At 68.9% G+C, this 25,532-nt stretch carries 24 protein-coding genes; 16 read left to right on the top strand and 8 right to left on the bottom strand.

What is annotated here, in order from left to right; genetic code table 11:
* Positions 1-13: 13 nt before the first annotated feature.
* Positions 14-700, top strand: coding sequence for a copper resistance CopC family protein (locus C8271_RS11760; protein ID WP_106508050.1), 687 nt, complete (start codon positions 14-16; stop codon positions 698-700).
* 162 nt (positions 701-862) lie between these two features.
* On the opposite strand, the gene C8271_RS11755 is transcribed toward C8271_RS11760, so the two are convergent.
* Positions 863-1,060, bottom strand: a complete 198-nt coding sequence (locus tag C8271_RS11755; protein WP_106507450.1) for an antitoxin — start codon at positions 1,058-1,060, stop codon at positions 863-865.
* 230 nt (positions 1,061-1,290) lie between these two features.
* On the opposite strand from C8271_RS11755, the gene C8271_RS11750 reads away from it, so the two are divergent.
* From C8271_RS11750 to proC, 4 genes are read left to right on the top strand one after another with little or no spacing between them, the layout of a single operon-like run.
* Positions 1,291-2,106: a DeoR/GlpR family DNA-binding transcription regulator gene (locus tag C8271_RS11750; RefSeq protein ID WP_245921120.1), complete on the top strand. Its 816-nt coding sequence runs from the start codon at positions 1,291-1,293 to the stop codon at positions 2,104-2,106.
* Positions 2,107-2,156: 50 nt separating this feature from the next.
* Positions 2,157-6,914, top strand: coding sequence for a DUF4011 domain-containing protein (locus C8271_RS11745; protein ID WP_106507448.1), 4,758 nt, complete (start codon positions 2,157-2,159; stop codon positions 6,912-6,914).
* On the top strand, positions 6,911-7,195 hold the full coding sequence (locus C8271_RS11740; protein ID WP_106507447.1) for a hypothetical protein: 285 nt from the start codon (positions 6,911-6,913) through the stop codon (positions 7,193-7,195). The genes C8271_RS11745 and C8271_RS11740 overlap by 4 nt, the downstream gene beginning before the upstream one ends.
* Before the next feature lie 35 nt (positions 7,196-7,230).
* Positions 7,231-8,088: a pyrroline-5-carboxylate reductase gene (proC, locus tag C8271_RS11735; RefSeq protein ID WP_106507446.1), complete on the top strand. Its 858-nt coding sequence runs from the start codon at positions 7,231-7,233 to the stop codon at positions 8,086-8,088.
* Between the two features lie 133 nt (positions 8,089-8,221).
* Here the strand turns inward: proC and C8271_RS11730 are convergent, their stop codons facing one another.
* The 3 genes from C8271_RS11730 to C8271_RS11720 form a co-directional block, all read right to left on the bottom strand.
* Entirely contained in the window at positions 8,222-9,619 is a 1,398-nt protein-coding gene (locus C8271_RS11730) for an IS30 family transposase (RefSeq protein ID WP_425428177.1), read from the bottom strand.
* Between the two features lie 84 nt (positions 9,620-9,703).
* Entirely contained in the window at positions 9,704-10,372 is a 669-nt protein-coding gene (locus C8271_RS11725) for a potassium channel family protein (RefSeq protein ID WP_106507445.1), read from the bottom strand.
* A gap of 152 nt (positions 10,373-10,524) precedes the next feature.
* On the bottom strand, positions 10,525-11,943 hold the full coding sequence (locus C8271_RS11720) for a TrkH family potassium uptake protein (protein WP_106507444.1): 1,419 nt from the start codon (positions 11,941-11,943) through the stop codon (positions 10,525-10,527).
* Positions 11,944-12,044: 101 nt separating this feature from the next.
* On the opposite strand from C8271_RS11720, the gene C8271_RS11715 reads away from it, so the two are divergent.
* The 4 genes from C8271_RS11715 (at position 12,045) to C8271_RS11700 (ending at position 17,118) form a co-directional block, all read left to right on the top strand.
* Entirely contained in the window at positions 12,045-13,304 is a 1,260-nt protein-coding gene (locus C8271_RS11715; protein WP_106507443.1) for an acetoin utilization protein AcuC, read from the top strand.
* A 107-nt stretch (positions 13,305-13,411) separates the two neighbouring features.
* Complete coding sequence (locus C8271_RS11710; protein ID WP_106507442.1) at positions 13,412-15,169, top strand: dynamin family protein; 1,758 nt, start codon at positions 13,412-13,414, stop codon at positions 15,167-15,169.
* Positions 15,166-16,893 (top strand): GTPase family protein, encoded by a 1,728-nt coding sequence (locus tag C8271_RS11705; RefSeq protein ID WP_106507441.1) that lies wholly within the window; start codon positions 15,166-15,168, stop codon positions 16,891-16,893. Before C8271_RS11710 ends, C8271_RS11705 begins: the two co-directional genes overlap by 4 nt.
* 126 nt (positions 16,894-17,019) lie before the next feature.
* The gene (locus C8271_RS11700) at positions 17,020-17,118 is read left to right on the top strand and encodes a 30S ribosomal protein bS22 (protein WP_005504750.1); all 99 of its coding nucleotides are present in this window, start codon (positions 17,020-17,022) and stop codon (positions 17,116-17,118) included.
* Positions 17,119-17,260: 142 nt separating this feature from the next.
* On the opposite strand, the gene C8271_RS11695 is transcribed toward C8271_RS11700, so the two are convergent.
* Positions 17,261-17,572: a glutaredoxin family protein gene (locus C8271_RS11695; RefSeq protein WP_106507440.1), complete on the bottom strand. Its 312-nt coding sequence runs from the start codon at positions 17,570-17,572 to the stop codon at positions 17,261-17,263.
* 75 nt (positions 17,573-17,647) lie between these two features.
* On the bottom strand, positions 17,648-18,190 hold the full coding sequence (locus C8271_RS11690) for a YceI family protein (protein WP_106507439.1): 543 nt from the start codon (positions 18,188-18,190) through the stop codon (positions 17,648-17,650).
* Positions 18,191-18,323: 133 nt separating this feature from the next.
* Between C8271_RS11690 and C8271_RS11685 the strand changes: the two genes are divergently transcribed.
* From C8271_RS11685 to ccsB, 6 genes are all read left to right on the top strand, one after another.
* Positions 18,324-18,890 (top strand): MarR family winged helix-turn-helix transcriptional regulator, encoded by a 567-nt coding sequence (locus C8271_RS11685; protein ID WP_106507438.1) that lies wholly within the window; start codon positions 18,324-18,326, stop codon positions 18,888-18,890.
* Positions 18,891-18,982: 92 nt separating this feature from the next.
* The gene (locus tag C8271_RS11680) at positions 18,983-19,630 is read left to right on the top strand and encodes a histidine phosphatase family protein (RefSeq protein ID WP_106507437.1); all 648 of its coding nucleotides are present in this window, start codon (positions 18,983-18,985) and stop codon (positions 19,628-19,630) included.
* On the top strand, positions 19,627-20,256 hold the full coding sequence (locus tag C8271_RS11675) for a TlpA family protein disulfide reductase (protein ID WP_106507436.1): 630 nt from the start codon (positions 19,627-19,629) through the stop codon (positions 20,254-20,256). Before C8271_RS11680 ends, C8271_RS11675 begins: the two co-directional genes overlap by 4 nt.
* Positions 20,253-21,107 (top strand): cytochrome c biogenesis CcdA family protein, encoded by an 855-nt coding sequence (locus tag C8271_RS11670; protein ID WP_106507435.1) that lies wholly within the window; start codon positions 20,253-20,255, stop codon positions 21,105-21,107. Before C8271_RS11675 ends, C8271_RS11670 begins: the two co-directional genes overlap by 4 nt.
* Positions 21,108-21,109: 2 nt before the next feature.
* On the top strand, positions 21,110-22,765 hold the full coding sequence (resB, locus tag C8271_RS11665; RefSeq protein ID WP_106507434.1) for a cytochrome c biogenesis protein ResB: 1,656 nt from the start codon (positions 21,110-21,112) through the stop codon (positions 22,763-22,765).
* Positions 22,762-23,877: a c-type cytochrome biogenesis protein CcsB gene (ccsB, locus tag C8271_RS11660; protein WP_106507433.1), complete on the top strand. Its 1,116-nt coding sequence runs from the start codon at positions 22,762-22,764 to the stop codon at positions 23,875-23,877. The genes resB and ccsB overlap by 4 nt, the downstream gene beginning before the upstream one ends.
* A gap of 91 nt (positions 23,878-23,968) precedes the next feature.
* Here ccsB and C8271_RS11655 read toward each other — a convergent pair whose 3' ends face one another.
* Positions 23,969-24,358, bottom strand: coding sequence for a PLD nuclease N-terminal domain-containing protein (locus C8271_RS11655; protein WP_106507432.1), 390 nt, complete (start codon positions 24,356-24,358; stop codon positions 23,969-23,971).
* Positions 24,359-24,367: 9 nt separating this feature from the next.
* Complete coding sequence (locus C8271_RS11650) at positions 24,368-25,063, bottom strand: GTP pyrophosphokinase (RefSeq protein WP_106507431.1); 696 nt, start codon at positions 25,061-25,063, stop codon at positions 24,368-24,370.
* An 85-nt stretch (positions 25,064-25,148) separates the two neighbouring features.
* On the opposite strand from C8271_RS11650, the gene C8271_RS11645 reads away from it, so the two are divergent.
* A complete protein-coding gene (locus tag C8271_RS11645) occupies positions 25,149-25,520 on the top strand; it encodes a DUF4229 domain-containing protein (RefSeq protein ID WP_106508049.1) in 372 nt (123 codons plus the stop codon).
* The last annotated feature ends 12 nt before the right edge of the window (positions 25,521-25,532 follow it).

Genomic DNA, 25,532 nt, shown 5'->3' with positions numbered 1-25,532 from the left:
CTACCCTGACTCCATGCCCACATTCACCCGCTACCGGGCTGCTCTGCTTCCCGTGCTCGCCGCCCTCGCCGCTGCTGTGCTCGTGCTGGCATCGCTGCCCGCAGCGCACGCCCACGACACACTGATCAGCTCCGATCCGGCCGACGGGGCGCAGCTGGACAGCTCCCCGGACGCCATCACTCTGACCTACTCCGCAGACATCCTTGACGTCACGCCCGTCGTGCGCATCACCGATGCGAACGGTGACAGCGCGCAAGAGATCACCCCGAGCATCGACGGGCCCGTGGCCACCGCCGAACTCACCGAACCGCTCGCAGCCGGCGAGTACACCGTGCAGTGGCGCGTGGTCAGCTCTGACGGCCACCCGATCGAGGGAACCTTCACCGTGACCGTCACGGGAACAGATGCTGCCGCAGCATCCGACGGCGGGGTCGACGGGCCGGCAGACGCAGCGCCGGATGGTCAGGATGCCTCCGACAACGGCAGCGATCACCCCGAGCTGCAGTGCGGGCCCGATGAAGCGGAATCCTCAGATGGTGGCGCCGACGGTGGCTGCGCTGAACCGTCTGAGCCCGCTGCACAGGAACAGGCGAACGACGACGCCGAGAAGGGATCCACGCTGCCGCTTCTGCTCGGCGGTGTGGCTGTCGTGGCCGTGCTCGCCGCGGGCGGTGCGTGGTTCGTGACCCGTCGGCGCTGAACTGCCCGGAGTGCCCGGATGCGCCGACGTTCACACGTGCGAGGATCGCTCGCAGAGGATCAGCGCGACTGACCACGTCAGCCCTGGGAGCGTTAACCCAGCAGCATCAACGACGCCCCCGACACATGCGTGTCGGGGGCGTCGTGCGAGTCGGGGTGGACGTCAGTTGCCGGCCTTGTCGTCCTTGTTCAGGCCGAGCTGGTCGCGAGCAGCGTCAGCAGCCTGGTCGACCTTGCCGTCGTGCTGATCCGGCACGCGGTTCTTGGCCTCATCAGCGGCACGGTCGATGCCCTGGTTGACCTGGTCCGAGTGCTGGCCGGCAGCGTCCTTGGCCTTGTTCAGTGCGTCATCGAAACCCATGAGGATCTCCTTTCGTCGTCGGCTCCGCCCCGGTCGAGGCGGTACGAGACCAACGTAGAGGTCTCGTGGTGCGGGACACAAGCTGGTTACGACGAGAAAACAATCTGACGAGATTCATGCAGCGATTCACGCGCAATCGCGCATAGAGCGCCTCGATTCGGTCATGATCGCGCGACGAAGGTTGCGCATATCGTGCACCGTACGCGCGCGACTACGCGATACTGAGCCGCGTGAATCCGACATCCGCACCCGAGCATCGCGACAAGGCCGCCCGCTGGGACACCGTGCTCACCCTCTTGCAGAGCACCAAGCGCCTCAGCGTCCATGACGTGGCCCAGCAGCTGGGCATCAGCGAGTCCACGGTGCGGCGCGACTTCGTGGAGATGGAGCGCGCGCAGCTCGCCCGCCGCACCCACGGCGGGATCGTCGCAATCGACGTCGCCTACTCCCTCGCCACCGTGCCGCGCTCCACCGACACCGCCGCAGCGGATAGGGAACGCGTCGCCACCGCAGCCGCGGCCTTGGTGACGCCCGGCCAGATCGTCGGCTTCAACGGCGGCCGCACCACCACCTCCACCGCGCGTCGCATCGTGGGCCGCGCCGACCTGGAAACCGACGACGGCCGCGCCGGCCTGACCGTCGTCTGTGCCGCCCTGAACATCGCTACCGAGGCTGTGCTGCGACCGAACGTGCGCACCGTGGTGCTCGGGGGCGTGGCCGAGCCCTACTCATTCGAGCTCACCGGGCCGCTCGCCACCGCCACCATGCGCGACCTGTGGCTGGACACCATGTTCGTGGGCACCATCGGCGTGGACGTCGACGCCGGGCTCACCTGCCACTCCGAAGCCGAAGCAGCCGTGACCCGCGTCATGATCGGCCACGCGCGGCGCGTGGTGGGGCTTGCCACAGCCGACAAGGTGGGAGTGCGCGCGCTCGCCGGGATCTGCCCGCTTGCTGCCCTCACCGACCTGGTGCTCTCGGGCACTCCTGACCCCGCCCTGTGTGACGTGCTGCGGGAGCATGAGGTGCGACTGCACACCGTCTGACCGGCACGCCTCCCCGGTCGCGACCCGCATGACCGGTAGCGTGACGGACCATGTGGAGCATCTTTCGGCGCGCGCGACGCGAGAACCGGGACAGCCACGGGACCCAGCAGCCCGAGGCCCCGATCGGCACGGCGCAGACCTCGTCAGCAGCCGACTCCAACGGCAACGCCGCCCCGTCACGCGATGCTGATGGCCCCGCCGGAGCTGACCGCCCCGCCGCGGCAGGCTACGAGCGTCCGAACACCGACATATCCCGCTCCGGTCGGCACCACAGCCCGCACAGCACGGACGTCGACTACACCGTCGAACCGCGTGAAGACGACACCGACGCCGGCATCGCCCCCATCCAAGACGAAGACGATCTGCCCGCGCGCCCCCGCGAGCACACCCCGCTCAGCCGCGAAGACGTGGTCGCCGACGCCCTGGACACCTGGACACACGACATCACCGGCGGTGCGAGCACACCGTCGTTCCTCACCCAGATGCGGTCCGGCCCGGCCGTGCTGGACCTCACCCACTGCCACCCCTCGGGCCTTGCGCAGCTGCTCGCTGGCCGCGGGCCGACGCGACTGTCCTCGCTCGTGCGCGAGGTCGGCGCGCTCGCCGACGCACGAGCGCATGCCCGCACGATCCGCGAAACCGCCGAACGGTACGCGGAGGAGGTGGGTCTGACCACCTGTCACCTGGGTATCGGTGAAGCGATCTGGGAGCCCGACGACGGGTCGGAGCCGATCCATGCCCCGGTACTGATCCGCCCGATCACGCTGCGCCTGCGCGGCAACGCCCGCGAAGACGTCGACCTCGACCTCGACGCCACCTCAGAGCTCAACCCCGTACTCCTGCGGGCCCTGCGCGAGGCCGGTGTGGCCGTCGACGCCCGGGCACTGCTGGCCACGACGGACAGCGCCCACGGCTTCGACCCGAACCCCGTGCTCGACGCCTTCCGCGCCCTCGGGCAGCCGCTCCCCGGCTTCCGCATCGTCCACGCCCTCGTGGTGGGCAACCTCATGGACGCCGCCGGCTCCGTGGCCGGTGACCTCGCGGAGAACCCGGAGGACTGGGCCAGCCACGACCTGGTCGCGGCGCTCGCGGGCGTCGAACCGGCCCGGCAGGCGCTGCGTGAACGCACCCGCGCCCTCGCCCAGGACCCCGAGCTGCTGCCGCGAATCCCCGAGAACGATCTGGTGGCCGTCGTGGATCAGGACCACCGGCGCGTGCTCGAACACGTCCTCGCGGGGGATGACGTGGCGGCAGCGGTCGCTCCCGGCACCGACGGGCTCGACCTCGTGGTGAACCTTGCCGCCGAACTCAACGCCCGCGGCCGCAGCGTGCTGATCGTCTCCCAACGCCGCCGCAACCTCGCCCAGCTCGTCGAGGTCGCCCGGCAGCGTGACCTCGAGGAGCTCGTCTTCGACCTGTCGCCGGACCCGTCACTGCAGCGCAATGCCTCCGCGGCCCTGCTGCGCAGCCTGCGCCGCGCCGGCTCCCACGGTCTGACCGACGCGGATGCCGCGGAACCGGAAGGGCTCGAGGAGGCCCGCAGCATCCTCACCGGGCATGTGGAGGCGATGCACCGCACCCAGCAGCCCTGGGGGGTCTCCGCGCATGACGCGATCTCCGCGCTCGCAGCTCTGACCCGTCGGGATCCTGCGCCGGTGACCACCGTGCGGCTGCGTCCCGAGGTGGCTGCCTCCATGATTGGCGAGGATCGTGCACGCTATGCCGATGCCCTGCGCGAAGCCTCGGATGCCGGTGTGCTCGATGCCGGCCCGGAGAAGTCCGCCTGGTACGGCGCGCAGATCTCCTCCGACACGCAGGCCGAACGTGCCCGCACGCTCGTCACTGATCTGCGTGAGGACCTGCTGCCGCGGCTGCATCGCGCACTGCGTGCTACCGGCGGCGATATCGGCCTGCGTGAGGCGACAACTCTCGATGAAGCCGTGGCGCGCCTGGCCCTGATTGACCGCGCCCGTGAAACCCTCGCAGTGTTCCAGCCCGCCGTGTTCCGTGCCGAGCTCGAGGAGATGGTCCCCGCCACCGCCGACAAGGCCTGGCGTGCCGAGCATGGCGTCACGCTCGGCTGGAACGTACGCCGGCGCCTTGTGCGTCGAGCCAGCGCACTGCAACGCCCCACCGCTGTGGCCCCGGATCTGCACGGCTCCCTCACAGAGGCTGCGAGGTTGCTGACCGATTGGCGCCGCGAGGCGATCGACGTCGACGCGGTGCCGATGCTTCCGGAACGACTCGAGGTCGCGCACCGGGCGGTATCTCAGACCCAGCGTGCCGTGGATGAACTCGCGGTGCTGCTGGACGGCACCGCGGCTGGCGACGGCCTGCTGCGCACCGACCTGGAGGAAGTCGAGCGTCGCCTGCACGCCCTGGACACCGACGCTGACGACCTCGCCGATCTGCCGCGCCGCACGACACTGCTGCGCCGTCTGGACTTCGACGGCTTGGGCGAGCTCGTGGAGGATCTGCGTGCCCGCCGCGTGTCCCGCGAGGACGTTGACTCCGAGTTGGAGCTTGCCTGGTGGCGTAGCGTGCTGGAGCTGATTGCTGGCGCCGAGCCCACCATCTCCCAGTACGACGGCACGTCCCTGTCGCAGGTGGCCGAACGCTTCCGTCGCCTGGATGCCCAGTACTTGGCCGATGCGGCGCCGCGGATTCATGCGGCTGCCGACGAGGTGCTGGTCTCCACCATGAAGCGCTACCCGGACACCTCCCGCGCTGCTATCGCGGAGCTCGCCCGGTCCTCGACCGTGTCCGTACGAGATCTGACTGCAAAGTACGAGGACATCCTCTTCCGCGCCCGGCCCGCCTGGCTCGCCTCCCCGTACCTGGTGCCGATGGTGCTGCCGCGCGGCCGCCACGTGGACGTGGTGATCATCGCCGACGGCGGGCGTCTGCCCACCGCCGCAGCTCTGCCAGCGATCGTGCGCGGCACCCGCACCGTTGTGGTGGGTGACCCGCTCGAGTACGGCGGTGATCAGCCCTGCCTGCTGGACGACATGCTGGAGATCGCCCCGCATGTGGAGGTGCTCCACGATCCCCGCCCCGCCACCGAGGGAGCTCGCCTCTTCGCCCAGCGCCGCGCGCTCGCCGGTGAGGTTCGTGCCATGCCCGGGCCGATCCCCCTGGATCCTGATCGGCTGATCATGGTGGACAACGGTCGCGGCCCTGTGGTCGAGGGCGCTGAGTACGTCGAGAGCACTGAAGCGGAGCTGCGTCGTGTCACTGATCTGGTGATCGAGCATGCCCGCACCCGGCCCGAGCGGTCCCTCGCCGTGCTCACCCTGACGCCGGAGCACGCCCGGCGCGTCATGGAGCGCGTCATGCAGACCGTTTCTGTGATCCCGGCGTTGCGTGACTTCTTTGCGCCTGATGCGGAGGAGTTCTTCACCGTGGTGCCCGCTGTGCACGCATCGAGCATTCTGCGCGATGACACCATCGTGTCGATCGGCTTCGGGAAGACCCCGCACGGCCGCCTGCTGCACTCCTTCGGTCCGCTGTCTGAACCTACTGGACGCAAAGCGCTCGCCACGGTGCTCACCCGCGCTCGTGGCCGTGTCACCGTGGTCAGCGCCATTGGCGTCGAGGACCTGGACCCGGCTCGGCTGCGCACCGAAGGTGCCCGTGATCTGCGTGCCCTTCTGTGGGTTCTGCGCGGCGGCAATGACGTGCCGGTCGTGCCGCGCACCGCGCAGCGCGTGGGCAGCGAGCAGGCCGCTCCCGTGGATTCTGGGGATGAGACGGCTCGGGACATCCCCACGTTCGGCACGCAGCAGACCGATGCGGCCAACGTCAGTTCCGCTCCAGCGCAGGCCCCCGCTGACGCCGCGGACGCAGCGGAGACAGCGGACGAGAACGAGCTGTCCGACGATGATCTCGATGCCGCGATCGAGGCGGCGCTTGCACGACGTGAAAGCGGTGCGGACGCAGACGGCACATCCGATGAGTCGGCCGACGGACAGCCCCGTGATGGCGGGGCCGACGAGGAGAACGCCGATAGCTCCTCCCAGAGCGCGCGGGACGAGAATGCCGAGCCCGCAGGCGACGTGGCCGACGGCCAGTCGGCAGGCACTGGCTCTCACAGTGCGGCGGACAGCGCCGCGGAACCCGTCGGCAGCGCCGACGACCCCGCCGGCACCGCCGAGGAACCAGCAGAGACTGCCGACCCCGAGCCTGCCAGCGATCAGCCGCGCCGCGAACTGGAGACCGATGCTCTCGTGCGCGATCTGGCCGATCGCCTCGCCCGCCTGGGCCTGCTGGTCGAGCACGACTTCGGGCTTGATGGAGAGCGCATCGAACTGGCGCTTGGGCATCCGAGTCTGCCGGGCCGACTGCTGGTGGCCGTCGACACCGATGGTGAGCGGTACGTTGCCACCGCTAGCCAGCGCGAACGTGACCGGCTGCGTGCCGAGCGTCTCGAGGCGGTGGGATGGACCACTGAACGCGTGTGGTCCTGGGCGCTGTTCATCGACCCCGACGGGGAAGCGGAGCGGATCCGCCGCGCCGTGGACCGCGCCCTGACCTTCGCGCTCGCCGACGAAGCAGGCGGCGGCCCCACCGGAGCGGGCACCATCCGCCACCGTCTGCCGCGCCCGCAGATCCCCGCCGGACACCCGCTGTCGTTCTACTCCAGTGAGGACTTCGACGCGGTGGTGGAGTACGTCTGCTCTGATGGGCGCGCCCGGCTCGAGGACCAGCTCGCCGCCGAGGTGCGTGCCTTCCTGGGCTTCGAACAGCGTTCCGTTCTGTTGGACGTGTCCGTCGCGAGCGCCATCCGCCGCTATCAGGAACGACAGTGAGCACCGAGCAGCCCGAGCACCGTCGCCCCTCCGAGCCTTCTTGGTCCACCGACGGTGCTCAGCCGGCAGAGCCGGCCTGCACATCGGATACTGCTCAGTCCTCCGCGACAGACAGCCGTGACGATGTCCGGCCAGCAACACGCCGTGTCGTGATCTCGTCGCTCACCGGTAAGCCGATCACCTGGGACAGCCCCGAGCAGCCCCGCGGCGCCACCGCGAAGGACGCTCATGAAGCCGAGCTGCTGCGTGACGTTCCACCCCACTGGGGCCGCGGCTCCTGAGCAGATGCCCCGCGGCATGCCCCTACGCTGGAGGCATGAGCGACCGCACCAGCCCCCGCCCCGCTGACACCGCCACCATCCCGGACCTCCCCGACCTCACCATCACGGTGCTCGGCGCCGGGAATATGGGCGGCGCCGTCGTGCGCGCACTGCGCGCCGCCGGCGTGCCACGCCACCACCTGCTCGTGGTGAACTCCAGCCGGGACAGCTCAGAGGCCGCCGCCCGCGAGCTCGACGCCACCGCTGCTGACCGCGACAAGGCTGCCGGCACCGCCGACGTTCTCGTGCTCGGTGTGAAACCGCACCAGATCCTCGACCAGCTGCTGCAGGTGCGCGACAAGCTGCGGCCCGAGACGATCGTGATCTCCTTGGCCGCTGCCGTGACCATCGCAGACATCGAGAACGCTCTGCCGGATGGACAGCCGGTGCTGCGCGCCATGCCGAACACGCCGATCAGCGTGGGGGAGGGCGCTGTGGGCCTCATGCACGGCTCCCGCGTGGACGAGCGCCTCCACGACCTTGCGCACGATCTGTTCTCCGCCGCCGGCGTGGTCGTCGACATCACCGAAGACCAGGTGCACGCCTTCATCGGCGCTGCAGGATCCCTGTCCGGCTTCGTCTTCTCCCTGATCGAGGCCATGACCGATGAAGCCGTGCGGCTCGGGCTGCGCCGCGATCTCGCGTCCCGGCTCGTGCAGCAGACCGTGCGCGGCGCCGCCACCATGCTTCAGCAGACCGGCGAGCACCCGGCGGTCGCGAAGAACGGCGTCTCCAGCCCCGGCGGCACGACGGTCGAGGGCCTCGCTGTTCTGGAGCGGCTGGGTGTGCGTGCCGGTGTGGCGAGTGCCATGCAGGCCTCCGCAGAGCGGTCGCGCGAGCTCACCGAGGGCTGACGGTGCCCGCCGTGGCCGGCGCGTGAGTGCCCGTCCACGGTGCGGCATTCCTCCTGCGCGCCCTCTCTCCGCCGGGGTCTACACGCCTGCGGCGTCCTCTCCGTCGGTCACCACGGCGGGGGACAGGGCGGATTCAATCGGTGGTTGCAACACCGGTGTTGTCGAGTGAGTGTAGCTGGTCGGCGAAGACCTCAGCGGGAGTTCTCCAGCCGAGGACTTTCCGGGGGCGGTTGTTGAGCGTGTATGCGACGGCTTCGAGCTCCAGTGCGCTCCAGCGTGTGAGATCTGTGCCTTTCGGGAAGTACTGACGCAGAACCCCGTTCGTGTTCTCGTTCGTCGGGCGCTGCCACGGCGAGTGGGGGTCGGCGAAGTACACCTGAGTGCCCGTCTCGAGCGAGAATTGCGCGTGATCGGAGAGCTCTTTGCCACGGTCCCAGGTCAGCGTCTTGCGTAATTGGGCCGGCAGGTTCGTGATTGACGAGGTCAGCGCCTGGGCCATCGCGCCGGCCCCGTAGCCAGCCAGGGCCGGACCGTTCTTCTCTCGGGGCTGCTGGCCGTAGCCAGGCAGGCGGGGCAGGTGCACCAGTATCGTCGTGCGGCTGCTGCGTTCGACGAGGGTGCCGATCGCAGATCGGTTCGTGCCGATGATCAAGTCGCCTTCCCAATGGCCTGGCACCGCCCGGTCAGCGGCTTCGGCCGGCCGCTGGGAGATGACGACGTCGGCAGTGACGTGCCCCTGGGGCTTATTCCGCGTCCTTGCTCTGGGCTTGCGCAGTGATCGACCGGTCCGCAACGCGGCGACAAGTTCACGCCTGAGCGCTCCGCGCCCTTCGATGTAGAGGGCCTGGTATATCGCTTCGTGACTGATCCGCATGCTCTCATCATCGGGGAACTCGACCTTGACTCGCTGAGCGATCTGCTCCGGGCTCCACGCCAGAGACCACTTCCGGTCGCCCCGGCGCGGCTTGTTCCGGCCCTTCCACTCCGCCACCTTGGGTCCGTCGACACAAGTTCCGTCGGGCAAGCGCAGGCACCCGTCCAGGCGCTGTTGAACGTACTCGCGCAATCTTGGGTTGCTTACGAGCTTCGCGGTCTTCGGGCGACGGGCCAGCAGTTCGGCCTTCCACTGTGCGACCGAAGCCCGATACTCGAGCTTCCCACCCCGAGTCGCCGCATTCCGGCGGAGCTCTCGTGAGATCGTCGAGGCATCCCGGCCGAGCCTGCGTGCGATCTCGCGGACACCAAGACCACCGGAGTGCATCAGCGCGATTTCTTCACGCTCGGCGAATGACAGGTACCGTCCACCTGGCGGGGACAACGTGATCGTCGGCATGCCGCCACCTTGACGGAACCAGCGGGCCCCGACCGCGGGTGACACGCCGATCGCCGCCGCCGCATCCTCGGACGAGGCCCCACTGGCGATCCGCACCCAGAACTCTCGCTCGATGCTCCGCCTGCTCGATGGGGCCCCGGGCGAGATCATCGGATTCCTTCCCGTGAGCTCCTTCAACCATCCCGCTGGACGACCCATGACCACCCTCTCTGACAGGGTGTTGCAACGACCAGTTGAATCCGCCCAGTCTCCGTCGGCGTCTTTCCCGTCGGTTCGCTCGGGTCAGGGCCGGTTCGAGAAACGCTCGATCAGCGTGGTGTGCCCGGAGACGATGAGCACGTCATGCGGCGCCACCATCGTCTCCGGGGTGGCATAGGTGAAGTCACGTCCCGGCGACTTCACGCCCACTACAGTCACCCCGTAGTTCGAGCGGATGTCCGACTGGGCGAGCGTGAATCCCTGAATCTCCTGCGGCGGCCGCATCTTCACGATCGCGAAATCGTCGTCGAACTCGATGAAGTCCATCAGCCGACCGTTGACCAGGTGAGCCACTCGTTTGCCGGCGTCGGCCTCCGGATAGACCACGTGGTGGGCGCCGATGCGTTCGAGGATCTTGCCGTGCGCATTCGAGATCGCCTTCGCCCAGATGACCGGGCGGCCCAGATCCACCAGGTTCGCTGTGATCAGCACGCTGGACTCGAGCGAGGTGCCCACCCCCACCACCGCCACGGAGAAGTCGGCGGCACCCACCTGCGCGAGCGTGTCCATCTGCGTGGCGTCAGCCTCCACCACATGAGTGAGCACCGTGGAGTACTTCTGCACCAGCTCAGGTTTGGTGTCGATGGCCAGCACGTCAGTGCCGAGCTGCTCGAGAGTCAGAGCGATGGAGACGCCGAAGCGCCCCAGCCCGATCACGAGCACCCCGTTGTTGTCGCGCACGCTGCGTGCCACGCATCCTCCTCGGCCAGCGGAACAGTCCGCCACAGTCTAGAGTCGACCGCCGCAGTCGACAGGCGGGCTGTTCGCTGCCCGTCGGCTCTCGGCCGGTCGGTGCTCGTCCCGTCGGCCTCCCATCCTCTCGGCCGCCAGCCGGTCGCCCGGTATCAGCCGACGATCGGCCGCTCAACCGGCAGACGCACCACACGCTTCGACTCGCGCATAGCAAGCGCCGCACCGAGCGACATCGGCCCCAGGCGCCCCACGTACATGCAGGCGATCAGCACATACTTCGCGGCGGTCTGCAGATCCGCCGTGATGCCGGTACTCAGACCCACCGTGCCGAAAGCAGAAAGGATCTCGAACAGCACCTGATCCAGCGTGTACGGAGTCATCGCCAGCAACGCCATCGATGCCACCAGCACGATCGCGACCGACAGTGCCAACACGCCGATCGCCTGGCGAATCGTCTCCTGCGGAATGCGGCGACGGAATACCTCGACGTCCGGATTTCCGCGCACCTCCGCCCAGATCGACAAAGCCAGCAGCGCGAACGTGGTCACCTTGATACCGCCACCGGTTGAACCAGAGCCACCGCCGATGAACATCAGAATGTCCAAGAACAGGTGGGTCTCCGGCTGCATAGCGCCGATATCCACCGTGGAGAAGCCGCCCGAGCGTGGCATCACGGACGCGAAGGCGCTGGCCAGCAGCTTCGTGCCGGTGGACTGTGCGCCCAGCGTGTCGGGATTGCCCCATTCCATTGCGGCGATCCCCAGCCAGCCACCCACGAACAGCAGTGCCGAGGTGTACAGCGTCAGCTTCGCGTGCAGCGTCCAATGCTTCGGGGTGCGCCAGTTCCGCACCACCACCAGAATCACCGGGAACCCCAGGGACCCCACGAACACCGCCACGGCGATCGGGATCGAGAAGAACGGGTCACCCAGATACTGCGTGGTGCCCGCCGCCTCCGGCACGAAACCGGCGTTGTTGAACGCACTGATCGCATAGAAGAGCCCCAGGAACAGCGATTCCCCCGGGCGGTGCTCGGTGGCGATCATGTACGGCACGAGCGCCAGGAACGTCGCCGCTTCAAAGCCTGTGGACGTCACCAGGATGGTGCGCAGCACCCCGCCGACCTCCGCGAGCCGCTCCGCCTTCGTCTCCGATGCAGTGATCACCCGCTGCGCAAGGCCCATGCGGCGCATCACCGACAGACTCATCAGCGAGGCCAGCGTGAGCACACCCAGGCCACCCACCTTGATCGTCGCCATGATCACGACCAGGCCGAATGTGGACCAGTGCGTTCCGGTCTCCACCGTCACCAGGCCCGTGACGGTGATAGCGGAGACGGCCGTGAACAGAGCATCCACCAGGCTCGTGCGGGTGCCGCGAGCACTGGAGACGGGGAGGAGCAGCAGCAGTGTCGACACACCGATCATCGCCGTGAGCACCACGAGAGCAAGCCGTGCCGGTGTGAAACGGGCTGCGCTGCCGAGCACATCGCGCACCTGATTGTGGACGCGCTCCAGCAGCGAGACGGCGGGCTGCTGCGCCAGTGCAGCGTCGTCCTGCCGCCGTGTCATGTGACCTCCCATGCAGCAGGGCGCGGGTGCTCCGACTGCGGCAGGAGTCTACGGCCCCGTGGACATCGCGGCGCGGCCGCCGCCCCGCTACGCTCGGCGTCATGTCCCCCGCCACACTGCCCGCGCCTGTGTCCGGAGATGAGCAGACGCCCGGGTGCGCGGTGGTGTGGTCGCCGCAGCTGGCTGACTACGACTTCGGCCCCTACCATCCGATGTCCCCGGTGCGGTTGACGCTCACACACGAGCTGGCCTGCGAAGCGGGACTTCTGCAGCGCCCCGGCGTGCAGATCATCGACGCGCCCGTGGCCAGCCGCGACCAGCTCGCGACCGTCCACACCGACGCCTACCTGGATGCGGTTGCGCGAGCCTCCGAACCGCTGGACCTCGCCGCTCACGACGAACTGATCAGCTTCGGCATCGGCGGCGACGATGTGCCCGCCTTCCGCGGCATGCACACCGCCTCCGCGCGGCTGGTGGGTGGTTCCATCGCGGCCGTGGATGCGATCCGCTCCGGCCGTGTGCACCGCGCCGTGCATGTGGCCGGTGGCATGCATCATGCGCGACCCGGCCGCGCCTCCGGCTTCTGCATCTACAACGACGCCGCTGTCGCTATCCGGCACGCGCTCGCCGCCGGTGAGGAGCGCGTGCTGTACATCGACGTGGACGTGCATCACGGTGACGGCGTGGAAATGGCGCTGTGGGATGAACCGCGTGCCATCACCCTGTCCTTGCACGAGACCGGTGAGGTGCTGTTCCCTGGCACCGGCTTCATCCAAGACAGCGGCGGCACCGCCGCACAGGGCAGTGCGATCAATGTGCCGCTGCCACCGCGCACGGGCCCCGACGGCTGGCTGCGCGCCGTCGAAGCGACCGTGCCCGCTCTCGCCCGCGCGATCCGCCCCACTCTGCTGGTCACCCAGCACGGCGCGGACACCCACCGCATGGATCCGCTCGCGGACTTCACTGTCACCCTCGAAGCGCAGCGCGCCGCGATGGAGATTCTGCGCGATGTGGCCGACGAGGTCTGCGATGGCCGCTGGCTCGCTCTTGGCGGCGGAGGCTACGCCGTGATCGACGTGGTGCCGCGCTCCTGGGCGCAGCTCATCGCCGTCGCCACCGGTGACCCGATCCCGGGGGACGACGCCCTGCCCGATGCGTACGTGGCCGCGGAGTCCCGTGCCCGCCTTGAACACGGCATCCCCGACGAGCCGGGCGGACGCTGCTGGGGTGACAGGGTCCCGCTCGCGCAGCGTCGGCCCTGGAGCGAGGGCATGGACCCCGAAGACCCGCTCGACCGTGCGATCCAGGCCGCCCGCCGCGCCGCATTCCCCGAATGGGGCCTGGATCCGTTCCTCGACTGAAGGTCAGCTGCGTCACGCGAACACGGCGGGCGATGACGCGCCTGCGACAATGAGGCTCGCGCCGCGCACACCCGTCGGCGCCCGCCCGCGACCGACGAGGGGTTTCGATGAGCAGCCAGACCGCCGCCGTGCTCGAGGACGTCGCCACGCACCTGCGCGCCCTCGACCAGCCGCTGCCGATCGACGGTGCGCAGGAGGCCCGCGAGGAGACTGCCGCCGCCCTCGCCCAGCTCTCCGACCACGTCGCGCCGCGCCTGGCCTCCCTGGACGCGCCGCTGCTCGTGGTGGTGGGTGGATCCACCGGCGCCGGGAAATCCACTCTGGTCAACGCCCTCGTCGGGCGCCACGTCTCCCGTTCTGGCGCGATCCGGCCCACCACCCGTCGGCCCGTGCTGCTGCATCATCCCGAGGATGCCGCGTGGTTCGCCGGTACCCGCATCCTGCCCGGACTGAGCCGCATCACCGGCACCGAGGACACCACGGCCCAGCCCGCTGGAGGCACCAGCAGTGCACAGACGAATACGGCACCGGCCACCAGTCTTGAGCTCGTTGCCGATACAGCGATCCCGCAGGGGCTCGCGCTGCTGGATGCCCCCGATATCGACTCGGTCTCCACCGGGAACCGCGAACTCGCCCGCCAGCTGCTGCGCGCCGCGGACCTGTGGCTGTTCGTCACCACCGCCAACCGCTACGCGGACGCTGTGCCCTGGGAGGTGCTGCGCACCGCCGCCGAACGCGACATCACCGTTGATGTGGTCATGAACCGCATCCCGCCGCGGCCCGGTGTCGCCGAGGAACTCGGCGGGGACCTGCGCGGCATGCTCGAGAACGCCGGCATCGAGGTGGAGCGGCTGTTCCTGGTGCTCGAAGACGAAGTCGACGACGACGGCATGCTCCCGCCCGAGCGGATCACCGAGCTGCGCTCCCACCTGCAGCATCTGGCCGCCGATGACGCGGGCCGCGGTGCCATCGCGCGCCGCACACTCGCAGGCGGCATCAGCGCGCTCGCCGGCTCCGCCCGGTCCCTGGCCGAGCACGCCCGCACCCAGCAAGCAGAGATCGACCTGCTGCGATCCCACGTGGACGCCGCCTTCACCGACGCCCGCGACCGCATCGACGACGCTATCGGCGACGGCTCCCTGCTGCGCGGCGAAGTGCTGGCCCGTTGGCAGGACGTGGTGGGCACCGGTGAGCTGTTCCGTGGCCTGGAGAGCTTCGTGGGGCGGCTGCGTGACCGCATCGGCCTCGCCCTCAGCGGTCGACCAGCCCCGTCGATCGCCGCCGAGCAGGCGCTCGGCACCGGGCTCGTGCATGTCGTGATCGACGAAACCGCGCGGGGTGCCGAACGCGCTGACACCGCGTGGCGCTCCCGCAGCGCTGGCCGCTACCTGGCGGAAGGACGCGACCTCTCCCGTATCCCCGAGGGGTACGGCGAGGACGTCTCTGCCGCCGTGCGCGCCTGGCAAGGGGATGTGTTGGACCTGGTCCGGAAGGAGGGCGCTGACCGGCGTACGAAGGCCCGCCTGCTGTCGCTTGGTGTGAACGCGGTGGGTGTCGCCCTGATGGTGGTGGTGTTCGCCTCCACCGCTTTCATCCCCACCGGTCTGGAAGTCGGTGCCGGCGCCGGCGCCGCCGTGATCGGGCAGAAGCTGCTGGAGACGATCTTCGGTGACGACGCCGTGCGGCGCCTGACGAAGATCGCCCGCGGCCGCCTGGCCGCACGACTGGACACGCTGGTGGCCGATCGTGCTGAACCATTCCACGAGCGCCTGGCCGAGCTCGAGACGCCCGACGCCGCCGCACAGCTCGACGCGGATGCGCGGCGGCTCGATCAGCTCGCCGCCCAGGTTCGGGAGGAACGATGAGCCCCCGCCCCGCGCGAGCTGGAAGCCTGCTCGAACAGATCGACGCCCTCACCCGCAGCGCCGACGCCCTCGCTGGGGTGGCGCCCGCCGCGGCTGTCGAGGAGGCCCGGCACGTGCTCGAGCGCACGGACCGCCGCCGCGCCCTCAGCGCCGAGCACACCGTCGTCGGGTTTTTCGGCGCCACCGGATCGGGAAAGTCGTCCCTGGTGAACGCCGTGGTGGGGGAGGAGGTCACGCGCGCCGCAGTGCGCCGACCCACCACCAGCCAGCCGGTTGCAGCGGTGCTTGGCGACGCCGGCAGCGAGGAACTACTGGACTGGCTGGGCGTGAGTGATCGTCGGCATCTGGCGGCGGACGGCCCGCTTGCTGTGACCCTCGCTGCCCTCGAGCAGCAATCGCGGACGGGCCGACGTGCCCGGCGCCGCGCCGACGATGCCACCGCCGCACCCGAGTCCACGAGCGGCCTGATCATGCTCGACCTGCCGGACCTGGACTCTGTGGAAGCTGCCAACCGGGCGATCGCTGAGCGCATGACCGGGATGGTGGACGTGCTTGTGTGGGTCACAGACCCGCAGAAGTACGCCGACGCCGTGCTCCATCAGGAGTTCGTGCGCCGCTTCGCCGGCCATGACGCCGTGACCGTGCTCGTGCTTAACCAGATCGACCGCATTCGCCCCGTTGAGCGTGACGACGTTATTGCGTCGTTGACGGCGCTTTCCCGCCGCGATGGCCTCGCCTCCGCGCCGGTTCTCGCCGTCTCCGCGCACACTGGCGAGGGGATCGATGACCTGCGCGGCTACCTGGGGGAGATCGCCCGCTCACGCGAGGCGATCGCCGCGCGTCAACGTGCCGATGTTGCCGGTGCCGCTGCCACACTGCGCGAGAGCGCAGACCCCACCGGCATGAGTGACCGTATTCGCTCCACCGACGTCGACACCCTCGTTGCTGACCTGGGAGTTGCTGCCCGCGTGGAGCCAGTGGCGAAGGCCGTAGGAGCTTCCTATCGTTTCCGCGCCGCTGGTCGCGTGGGGTGGCCGCCACTGCGCTGGGTGCGACGGTTCCGCCCTGATCCCCTGGCCCGCTGGAACATCGGGCAGGAGCGCGACGGTGAGGACCTCGCACGTACCTCCCTGCCGGAGCCCGATGCGGCCGTGCGGGCCCGCGCCTCCGGCGGCGTGCGCACCTTTGCCGACGCCGCCAGCGCCGGTGGCAGTGATCCCTGGCGTTCCGCCGTGCGACGCGCCGCCCGCATGAGGCAGGAGGAGCTGCCCGATGCACTCGACCGTGCCGTGGCAGGTGCGGATCTGCGGGCGCGCCGCCGCGCCTGGTGGTGGCCGGTGATGGACGTGCTGCAGTGGCTCGCGATGCTCACCTGGGTGGTGGGCCTGGGCTGGCTAGCGCTGAACGCCGCCCTGAACGCCGCTGCGATCCCGCCACCACCGATGCCGATGATCGAGGACCTGTGGATCCCGATCCCCCTACCGGTGGCGCTCATTGTGCTGGGGCTTGCGGCCGGGCTGTTGCTCACCGTCGCGGGCAGCGCGATCGCCGCCGCGGCGGGTGCCTGGATGCGCCGCCGCGCCCGGCGTCTCCTGCTGGAACGGGTGCGCAGCGTTGGCCAAGAGCTCGTGGTCGACCCGGTGCAGACGACGCTCACGGCAGCCGCAGATGCTGCGAGAGATCTCGCACTGGCCGAGGGGAAGCGCGCGAAGAGCGGGGTGTAGAATGTTGCGCTGATCGTGGCGCCGGACCGCGAGCGCGCATCGGGCGCGAAGCATCCGCGGGCCGCGCATACCTGCATCGACTGCATCCACCACCCGCAGGCCACTGCCTGCAGAACTGAGGGACCCATGGGCTCTGTCATCAAGAAGCGCCGCAAGCGGATGTCCAAGAAGAAGCACCGCAAGCTGCTGCGCAAGACCCGTCACCAGCGTCGCAACAAGAAGTGACGCCCTGAGACGTTCACGGCCCCGGACCTCGGTCCGGGGCCGTTGTCGTGTGGGCCGACATGACACGCGGAGCCGATGCGCAGAGCGGGCCCGGCTGGAGTGGCAGGCGAGTGCAGGTACCTCAGCGGCGAGCACCGGTGCTTCAGCGACGCAGAAGCTTCTTCCACCACGGGAGCTTGAGCGCAGCCCGCAGCTGCGCGGCCTCCACGCGGTACCGCGCATGCACGCGCCCATCGATGATCACCACAGGCACGTCGTGATCCCAGTCCGAGCGCAGCTCAGGATCGGCGTCGATGTCCAGGACATCCACGGCGCTTCCCACCCTGTCTGCCTCCGCGCGCACCACGGGCAGTGCCTCATCGCACAGGTGGCAGCCGCTTCGCGTGAGGTAGACGACGCGCACGTCGTCCGCGGAGGGCGCAGGGATCCGTGGGTGCTCTGCCGTGGTCGCCATGGTCGCAACGGTAGCCGAACGGGCCGGCCACCTCGCGGCGACCGACCCGTTCCCAGCTCGTGGTGAGCGAGATGCTCAGGCGGCTGTCGGGGCGGTGAACTCCGCCTCGATGGAGATCGCGACGTTGTCGGCCACCAGCACGCCGCCGGCCTCCAGGGCTGCGTTCCAGGTCAGTCCGAAGTCCTTGCGGGAGATCGTGGTCTGGCCGGTGAAGCCGGCGCGGTACGTACCGAACGGGTCGCTGGCAGCGCCCTCGTAGCTGAAGTCGAGCTCGACCTCGCGGGTGACGTCGCGGATGGTGAGCTCACCTGTCAGCGTGTCGCCGGTGACCTTGGTGGAGACGAAGCGGATCTCGGGGTAGGTCGCGGCGTCGAAGAACTCCGCGCTCTTGAGGTGATTGTCCCGATCCGTATTCGCGGTGGAGATCGAGTCGGTCTTCAGCACCGCCTCGAAATGCAGACTCTCCAGGGAGTCGCCGACGGTGAGGGTGCCCTCGACATCGGTGAACTGGCCGCGCGTCGTGGAGATACCGGCGTGACGCACGCTGAAGGCAGCGGCGGTGTGGGTGGCGTCGAGGGTCCAGGTTCCGGGGGTGAGGCCTTCGGGTAGGGCAGTCATAGGATGCTCCTTCGTGATCGGCGGGCCGTTCTGGTGCGACACGGCCCTGACGCTTGAAATCTAAACTAATTCTGGTGGATCATGCAAGCGGCTCGGTCACACGAGCACGCACGAGCGCAGAGTGGAAGAGGCAATGCAGGACAAGGACCACAACAGCACCACTGATACGGGACACGCCACCCCCAGCCGTGAGGACGCCAATGGCGTGACTCGTTGGCTGGATGCCGAGGAGCAGGTGGCGTGGCGCACGTACCTCTTCACGACCTACCTCCTGCTCGAGGAGCTCTCACGCACCCTGGAGAGCGACCCGGAGGTCGACCTCACGCTCGCTGAATATGAGATCCTCGTGCGCCTCTCGGAAGCCGACGGGAACGCTGTGCGCATGTCCCTGCTCGCCGATGCCGTGGTCCACTCCCGTTCCCGCCTCACGCATACGGTGGGTCGCCTTGAGAAACGCGGCCTGGTCGAGCGTCAGCGCTGCGCCGCCGACGGTCGTGGCCGCATAGCCCGCATGACCCCGGCGGGCATGAACCTGCTGCGCCGTGCCGCCCCCGCGCATGTGCAGTCCGTGCGCAGTCTCCTGTTGGACCGCCTGGGTCGGGAGCGCTTTCTCCAGCTCGGCGACCTCATGGCCGATATCGTCCCCGAGGGATCCGAACCGGCACCTCCGCCGACCCCAGAGGCTGACCCCGACTGCTGACATCTGCTGCTGATCACGGCGTGCACTCGGCGTCCATGGAGGTTCGATTGGTACCGTGAGGCGGCTCAGCCCCCGGGAGGACACAACACGCCATGACCACCACCATCGTTCACCTCGTGCGCCACGGCGAGGTGCACAACCCCGGGAAGATCCTTTACGGCCGTCTTCCCGGATACCGCCTGACCGAGCGCGGCCAGGCCATGGCGCGCCTGGTGGCCGATCACCTCGCCGAGGCTGACATCGCCCTCGTGCGCTCCTCCCCGCTGCTGCGCGCCCAACAGACCGCTGCCCCCATCGCTGCCGTGCACACCCTCCCCGTGAGCCACGACCAGCGGCTGACCGAAGCGCTCAACCACTTCGAAGGCCACCGCATGGGCCACGGCCAGGCACGTCTGACCGATCCACGCAACTGGCGCTGGTTCGCGAATCCCTTCCGTCCCTCCTGGGGTGAACCGTACGTCGAGCAGGTGCGCCGCGTTACCGCCGCCGTGCACGAGGCACGCGCAGAAGCTGAGGGGCGCGAGGCCGTGCTCGTACTGCACCAGCTGCCCATCTGGGTGACCCGCCGCAGCGCAGAACGTCGTCCCCTGTGGCATGACCCTCGGCGACGCCAGTGCTCGTTGTGCTCCGTGACCAGCCTGCGGTTCGTCGGCCCGCACCTGGCTGGCATCCCCTACGCCGAGCCTGCCGCTACGCTTCTGGCCGGAACGGTCGACGCCACCGGCGGGAGGCTCACATGAGTCCCGCCGCGAGCCCCGCATCTGGCTACCAGCCCCGCGCGGTTCGTCGGCGTGCCCTGCTCGGTGCAACCCTGGCCCTGCCTGCGAGCGCGGCGCTCGCCGCATGCGGCGACTCCGATACCTCGGACCGGTATCAGGGCGACGCCGGCTACGTCAGCGGTGACGGTGTCACGACGGAGATCCCACCCGCCGATCGCGGCGAGCCGATCGAGTTCTCCGGCACCACCTTCGACGGTGAGGAGTTCTCGACCGCCGATGTTCGCGGCAACGTGCTCGTCATCAACGTCTGGTACGCCTCCTGTCCGCCCTGTCGCAAAGAGGCTCCCGATCTGCAGGCGGTTCATGAGCAGACAGAGCCCGACGGGGTGCAGTTCGTCGGCGTGAACGTGCGTGATGCGGCCGGGCCCGCGCAGGCCTTCGAGAAGACCTACAGCATCACCTATCCCTCACTGCCCGATGCCGACGCACAGATCATGTACGCCTTGCGCGGCCAGGTAGCGCCCAACGCGGTGCCCTCCACCCTCGTGCTGGACCATGAAGGACGCGTGGCCGCCCGCATCTCCGGAGCGATCGACCCCTCCGTGCTGCGCACCATGGTCGATTCCGTGTTGGCGGAGCAGCGATGATCGCTGACATCGCCGAGGCCTTCCAGGCCACCGCCCTGTCCGGTTCGCTGTTGCTGGCCATGGCGGTGGCCGCCGCAGCCGGCCTGGTCGCCTTTCTCTCGCCGTGCGTCCTGCCGGTGGTGCCTGGATATCTCGGGTACGTCTCCGGGCTCGGCGGGCAGAGTGCTGTCGTGGCTGCAGGGGCCGGCCCGTCGGCCCGCAGCAGCCGACGGGGCAGCGGCAGCAGATTCGCCCGTGTCTCCTCCGCGACCCGCGGCAGTGAACAGGGCCGGATGGTGCTGGGCGCCGCCTTGTTCATCGCCGGCTTCACCGTGGTGTTCATGATCCTCGGCGGATTCGCCGGCACAGTCGGATACCTGCTGCAGACCCACATGGTGTGGGTCAATCGCATCGCCGGCGCCGTCGTGATCCTCATGGGGCTGGTGTTCCTGGGGCTCGTGCCTGCACTGAGCATGCCGCGCGGCTCATCTCGCCGGCCCGACGCTGGACTGCTGGGTGCCCCGCTGATGGGCATGGTGTTCGGGCTCAGCTGGACTCCGTGTATCGGCCCCACCTACGCCGCGATCCTCGCGCTCAGCCTCGACGCCGGCGCCGACGGTGGCGCGGCCCTGCGCGGCGCCATCCTCTCTCTTGCCTATTCACTGGGGCTGGGGCTGCCGTTCGTGCTGTTCGCCCTGCTGTTCGAGCGAGCCCTGCGGCTCAGCCGCCTGCTCGCCGAGCACCGCCGCACCATCGGCATCCTCTCCGGCGCGCTCCTGATCGGCATCGGCGTGCTGCTGATCACCGGGCTATGGTCCGACTGGATGGGTCGCCTGAGCGTGATGATCTCCGGATTCGAACCGGTGGTGTGACCATGGCGCGCACTGGCCGAACCCAGGCTCCCGCGCTCGGCCCGCGCGGCCTCGCCCTGTACCTGTGGCGGCAGCTGACCAGCATGCAGACCGCCCTCATCCTGCTGATGCTGCTGGCCGTCGCCGCGATTCCCGGATCGCTGTACCCCCAGCGCGGCGTGAACCCCGCCCTGACCGAACAGTTCCTGGCAGAAAACGGTCGCTGGGGAGAGATCCTCGATGCGCTGGGCTTCTTCGAGGTGTTCACCTCGCCGTGGTTCTCCGCGATCTATTTGCTGCTGTTCATCTCCCTGATCGGCTGCATCGTGCCGCGTATCGGCACGCACGTGAAGCAGCTGCGCTCCGAACCGCCGCGCACGCCGTCGCGCCTGACGCGCTTTGTGGGCCACCGCGAGATCGACATTCCAGGCGCTGACCCGGATGCGCTGGTGGAGGTTGCGCGCACGCAACTGCGCCGTACCCGCTACCGCACTGTGATCCGGGATGAACCCCGCTCGCGATCGGTCAGCGCCGAGCGCGGCCATCTGCGAGAGACCGGCAACCTGCTGTTCCACATCGGACTGGTGGCCGTGCTCATCTGCCTCGCCGGAGGGCACCTGACCCAGTACCGCGGCCAGATCACCGTGGTGGAGGGCGAAGGATTCTCCAATTCGCTGGCCCGCTACGATTCCTTCCGGCCCGGCCCCTGGTTCGATCAGGCGGACCTGCCGGACTTCCACCTCACCCTCACGGACTTCCGTGCCGAGTACGACGCCACGCCCGGATCCCACACCATTGGTGAGCCGCGCAGCTTCGAGGCCGACGTCGAGATCACGACCCCTGACCGCGCGCCGTACTCCCAGACAGTCCAGGTGAACAAACCCCTGAGCGTGCCGGGCGCGGACCTGTTCCTGCTCGGCAACGGGTACGCCCCGGAGATCACCATCACGGATCCCAGCGGCGCCGTCGTCGCCGAAGGCCCCCTGATCACCGTGCCGACGGGGGACCGCGGCTACACCTCGCAGGCAGTGCTCAAAGCCCCCGACGCACAGCCCGAGCAGCTCGCCATGGTCGGCTTCTTCCTGCCCACCGGGCGGATCGACGAGAAGGGGCCTCACTCGATCTTCCCGGACCTGCTGGATCCGCAGCTCGCCGCCACCGTGTACACCGGCGATCTGGGCCTGGACTCCGGTATCCCGCAGAACGCCTACGAAATCGACATCACAGCCCTCAGCCCCGTCACCGACGACAGCGGTTCCCCGGCGCTGATCAACCTGCGGCCCGGGCAGGAGACCACCCTGCCCGACGGCACGACCATCGCCGTCGACGGTGTGCGTCGTTACGCGGCATTCGACGTCGCACACAACCCCTTCGAGCGCTGGATCCTGGTCTCTGCCCTCGTGGCCACAGGCGGGCTGATCCTGTCGCTGTTCGTGCCGCGGCGCCGCGTGTGGGTGCGCGTGCACCCCACCGCTGACGGTGCTCGGCTTGAGGTGGCAGGATTGGCACGCAGTGAGGACGCGTCCCTCGAGGATGACGTGCACGCCCTCGCCGAGCGCCTGGTGCCGCGAACGGACCCGGTCGACGCCGACGCCTCTGTGCAGCCGCGCCCCGACGCGGATTCCCACCAGAGCGGCCCACCCCGCCGCCCCGAGACTCCTGGAGGAGATCTTTCGTGATCAACCAGCAGCTGGCCGAGGTGTCCAACCTCACGATCGTGCTTGCGATCACCCTGTATGTGCTCGCGCTGTTCGGCTTCGGCGCGGACATCACTCTTATCTCGCAGCGCCGCGGCGATGCTCGCCTCGAGGCCCGTGAGCGTGAGCATGACCGTGAGCTGGTAGGCGCCGGCGTTTCCGCCGCTGCGGAAGCCCCCGCGACTGCCTCCGCGGGCACCACGGACAGCGCGAGCCTGCCGACAGATCCGGTGGCTGACAATGCTCCGGCAGGTCGCTCCACCACGGCAGCACCCGGGCGCGATCAGGTCGATGGCGGCGTGAATGATGAGCGGCAGGGTATGACGCCGCGCCGCTTCGCCTTCACGATGGCAGTGGTGGCTTGTGTTTTGCACACGAGCGGCGTGGTGATGCGCGGTGTGGCCACGCAGCGCGCCCCGTGGGCCAATATGTACGAGTTCGCGATGACCAGCGCGGCTGGTGTGATGCTCGTGTTCTTGCTGTTCGCTGCTCGTCGACGTGACGCCCGCAGCCTGGGCTTGTTCGTGGTGGCGCCGATGCTGCTGGTGATGCTGCTCGCGCAGACCCTGTGGATCGTGCCGGCGGCGGCGCTCACGCCGAGCCTGCGCAACTCCCATTGGCTGTACATCCACATCTCAGTGGCGGTCGCAGCGACGGCGCTGTCGATCCTGGGCGCCGTGATCGCGTCGCTGCAGCTGGTGCAGGCGCGCCACGAGCGGGCACTCCTGGCAGGGACGCCGACGCACTGGGGCCGTGTCGGCCATGTGCTGGACCATCTGCCGTCCTCGCGTCAGCTCGAATCACTCAGCTTCCGTATCCACGCGATCGGCTTCGTCTGCTGGACGTTCACGCTGATCTTCGGTGCGATCTGGGCGCGAGAGGCCTGGGGCCGATTCTGGGGCTGGGACGCGAAGGAAGTGTGGACATTCGTCATCTGGATCGTCTACGCCGCCTACCTGCATGCCCGCAACACGGCGTTCTTCCGCGGCAGCCGCGCCGCGTGGATCGCGCTGATCGGCTTCGTCGCCGTGATCTTCAACTACACGGTGGTCAACACCGTGATCAACGGCTTCCACTCCTATAGCGGTCTGTGAGCCATTCCCTGCAGGCGCCGGGTTCCCCGTCTCACCCGTGACAGTTCTGCAGAGCCCGTCGGCCGTCCAGGGCCCGCATTCGGGCTGCGTCTTACGGGTTCGGGGTGCGACCGTCATCGCCCGGGTCCCCGTCCCCACGATCATTGCGCTCCTGGTCACGCTGGCGCTGCTGACGCTGGCGCTCGCGGCGTTCACGCTGGATGTCTTCGTCGAGCCGGCGTAGGAACTCAGGATCATCGTCGGGTGCCAGCGGGCCATCGCGCCGTACCGGACGCGGGCGGGGAGCACCGAAACCGCCGCGTCCCCGCTCCTTGCCGACGAGCAGCCACGTGATCGGCCCCACCCAGGGGACCAGGACGATAAGAATGATCCACGCCCATTTCGGGATGCCGCGCACGCGAGAATCCTCAGTCTGGATGCAGTCGGCGAGCGCGAATACCGTCAGGGCGATAGACAGGACGACGGGAACGACGCGGGCCATGGGGGAAGTCTACGGGGCTGGACTCTGCTCGCTGCCGAAGGCCAGGTCCCGCAGCTGCGCCATCTGCGCATCGAGCGCTGTGGCCGTGGCGGCAACCTCCGACAGGGTGCGCGAGACCTCCGGCGGGATATCCCCGGCGAACTTGTAGCGCAGCTCGTGCTCGGTGGAGGCCCAGAAGTCCATGGCGATGGTGCGGATCTGCACCTCCACGGGCACGTGGATGGTTTGGTCCGGCAAGAACACCGGCACCGAGACGTGCAGATGCAGTGAGCGGTACCCGTTCGGCTTCGGGTGGGCGATGTAGTCCTTCACCAGGAGCGTGACGAGGTCCTGCTGGCGTCGTAGCGCATCGGCCACCAGATAGGCGTCACTCACATAGGGGCAGGTGATCCGCATACCAGCGATGTCACGGATCTCTTGTCGGATCGCGGACAGCTCAAGGCGCACACCGCGGCGCCGCGCCTTGTCGACGATGGATTCGGGTGACTTCACGCGCGTCTTCACGTGCTCGATCGGATTGTGGCCACCGCGCAGCAGGAACTGGTCCTGGAGGATCTCCACCTTCGTGGAGACCTCTTGCAGCCCGTACTCGTATTCCGCGATGAAGGAGCGCACCGCCTGCGCGGCATCACTGATCGAGGACGTGACACGGGCGGCATCGGCAGCGTGCATCAGCGCCTGCGCCGGATCAGGGACGTCGGTCATGCCCTCTATGGTCCCACTGGCGGTCTTGCCCACCTGGGAGCCGCGGTGTCACGGTGCCGACGGCGACGCGGCTACCCTGGTGCACATGCGTGAGTTCGCCGTGTATGCCCTGATGAGGCTCGCTCTGTGGGTTGTGATCTGGTGGCTGCTCACGCTCGCCGGGGTGGGCCTGCTGCTGGCGGGTGTGCTCGCGGCGTTCCTGGCGATGCTGGTGTCGATCCTGCTGCTGGATCGGCAGCGAGACGCCGCCGCTCAACGCTGGCGTGCCGCCGATGAGCGCCGACGTGCGCGTCGCGGGCCGGCGCGCGACACCGACGCCGACGACGAGGACGCCCTGGTCGACGCTGATTCCGACGACGCTGCTGCCGGGGACACTGACTCCGCCCCGGCTGATTCCGGTGCGTTGACCTCCAGAACGAAAGACGACGAGTCCGGCGAGCACACGGTGCGGCGCTGAGCGGGACAGAGA

The sequence above is a fragment of the Brachybacterium timonense genome (genome assembly GCF_900258505.1).
Lineage (GTDB): Bacteria > Actinomycetota > Actinomycetes > Actinomycetales > Dermabacteraceae > Brachybacterium > Brachybacterium timonense.
This window is presented reverse-complemented; position numbering and strand designations above follow the sequence as displayed.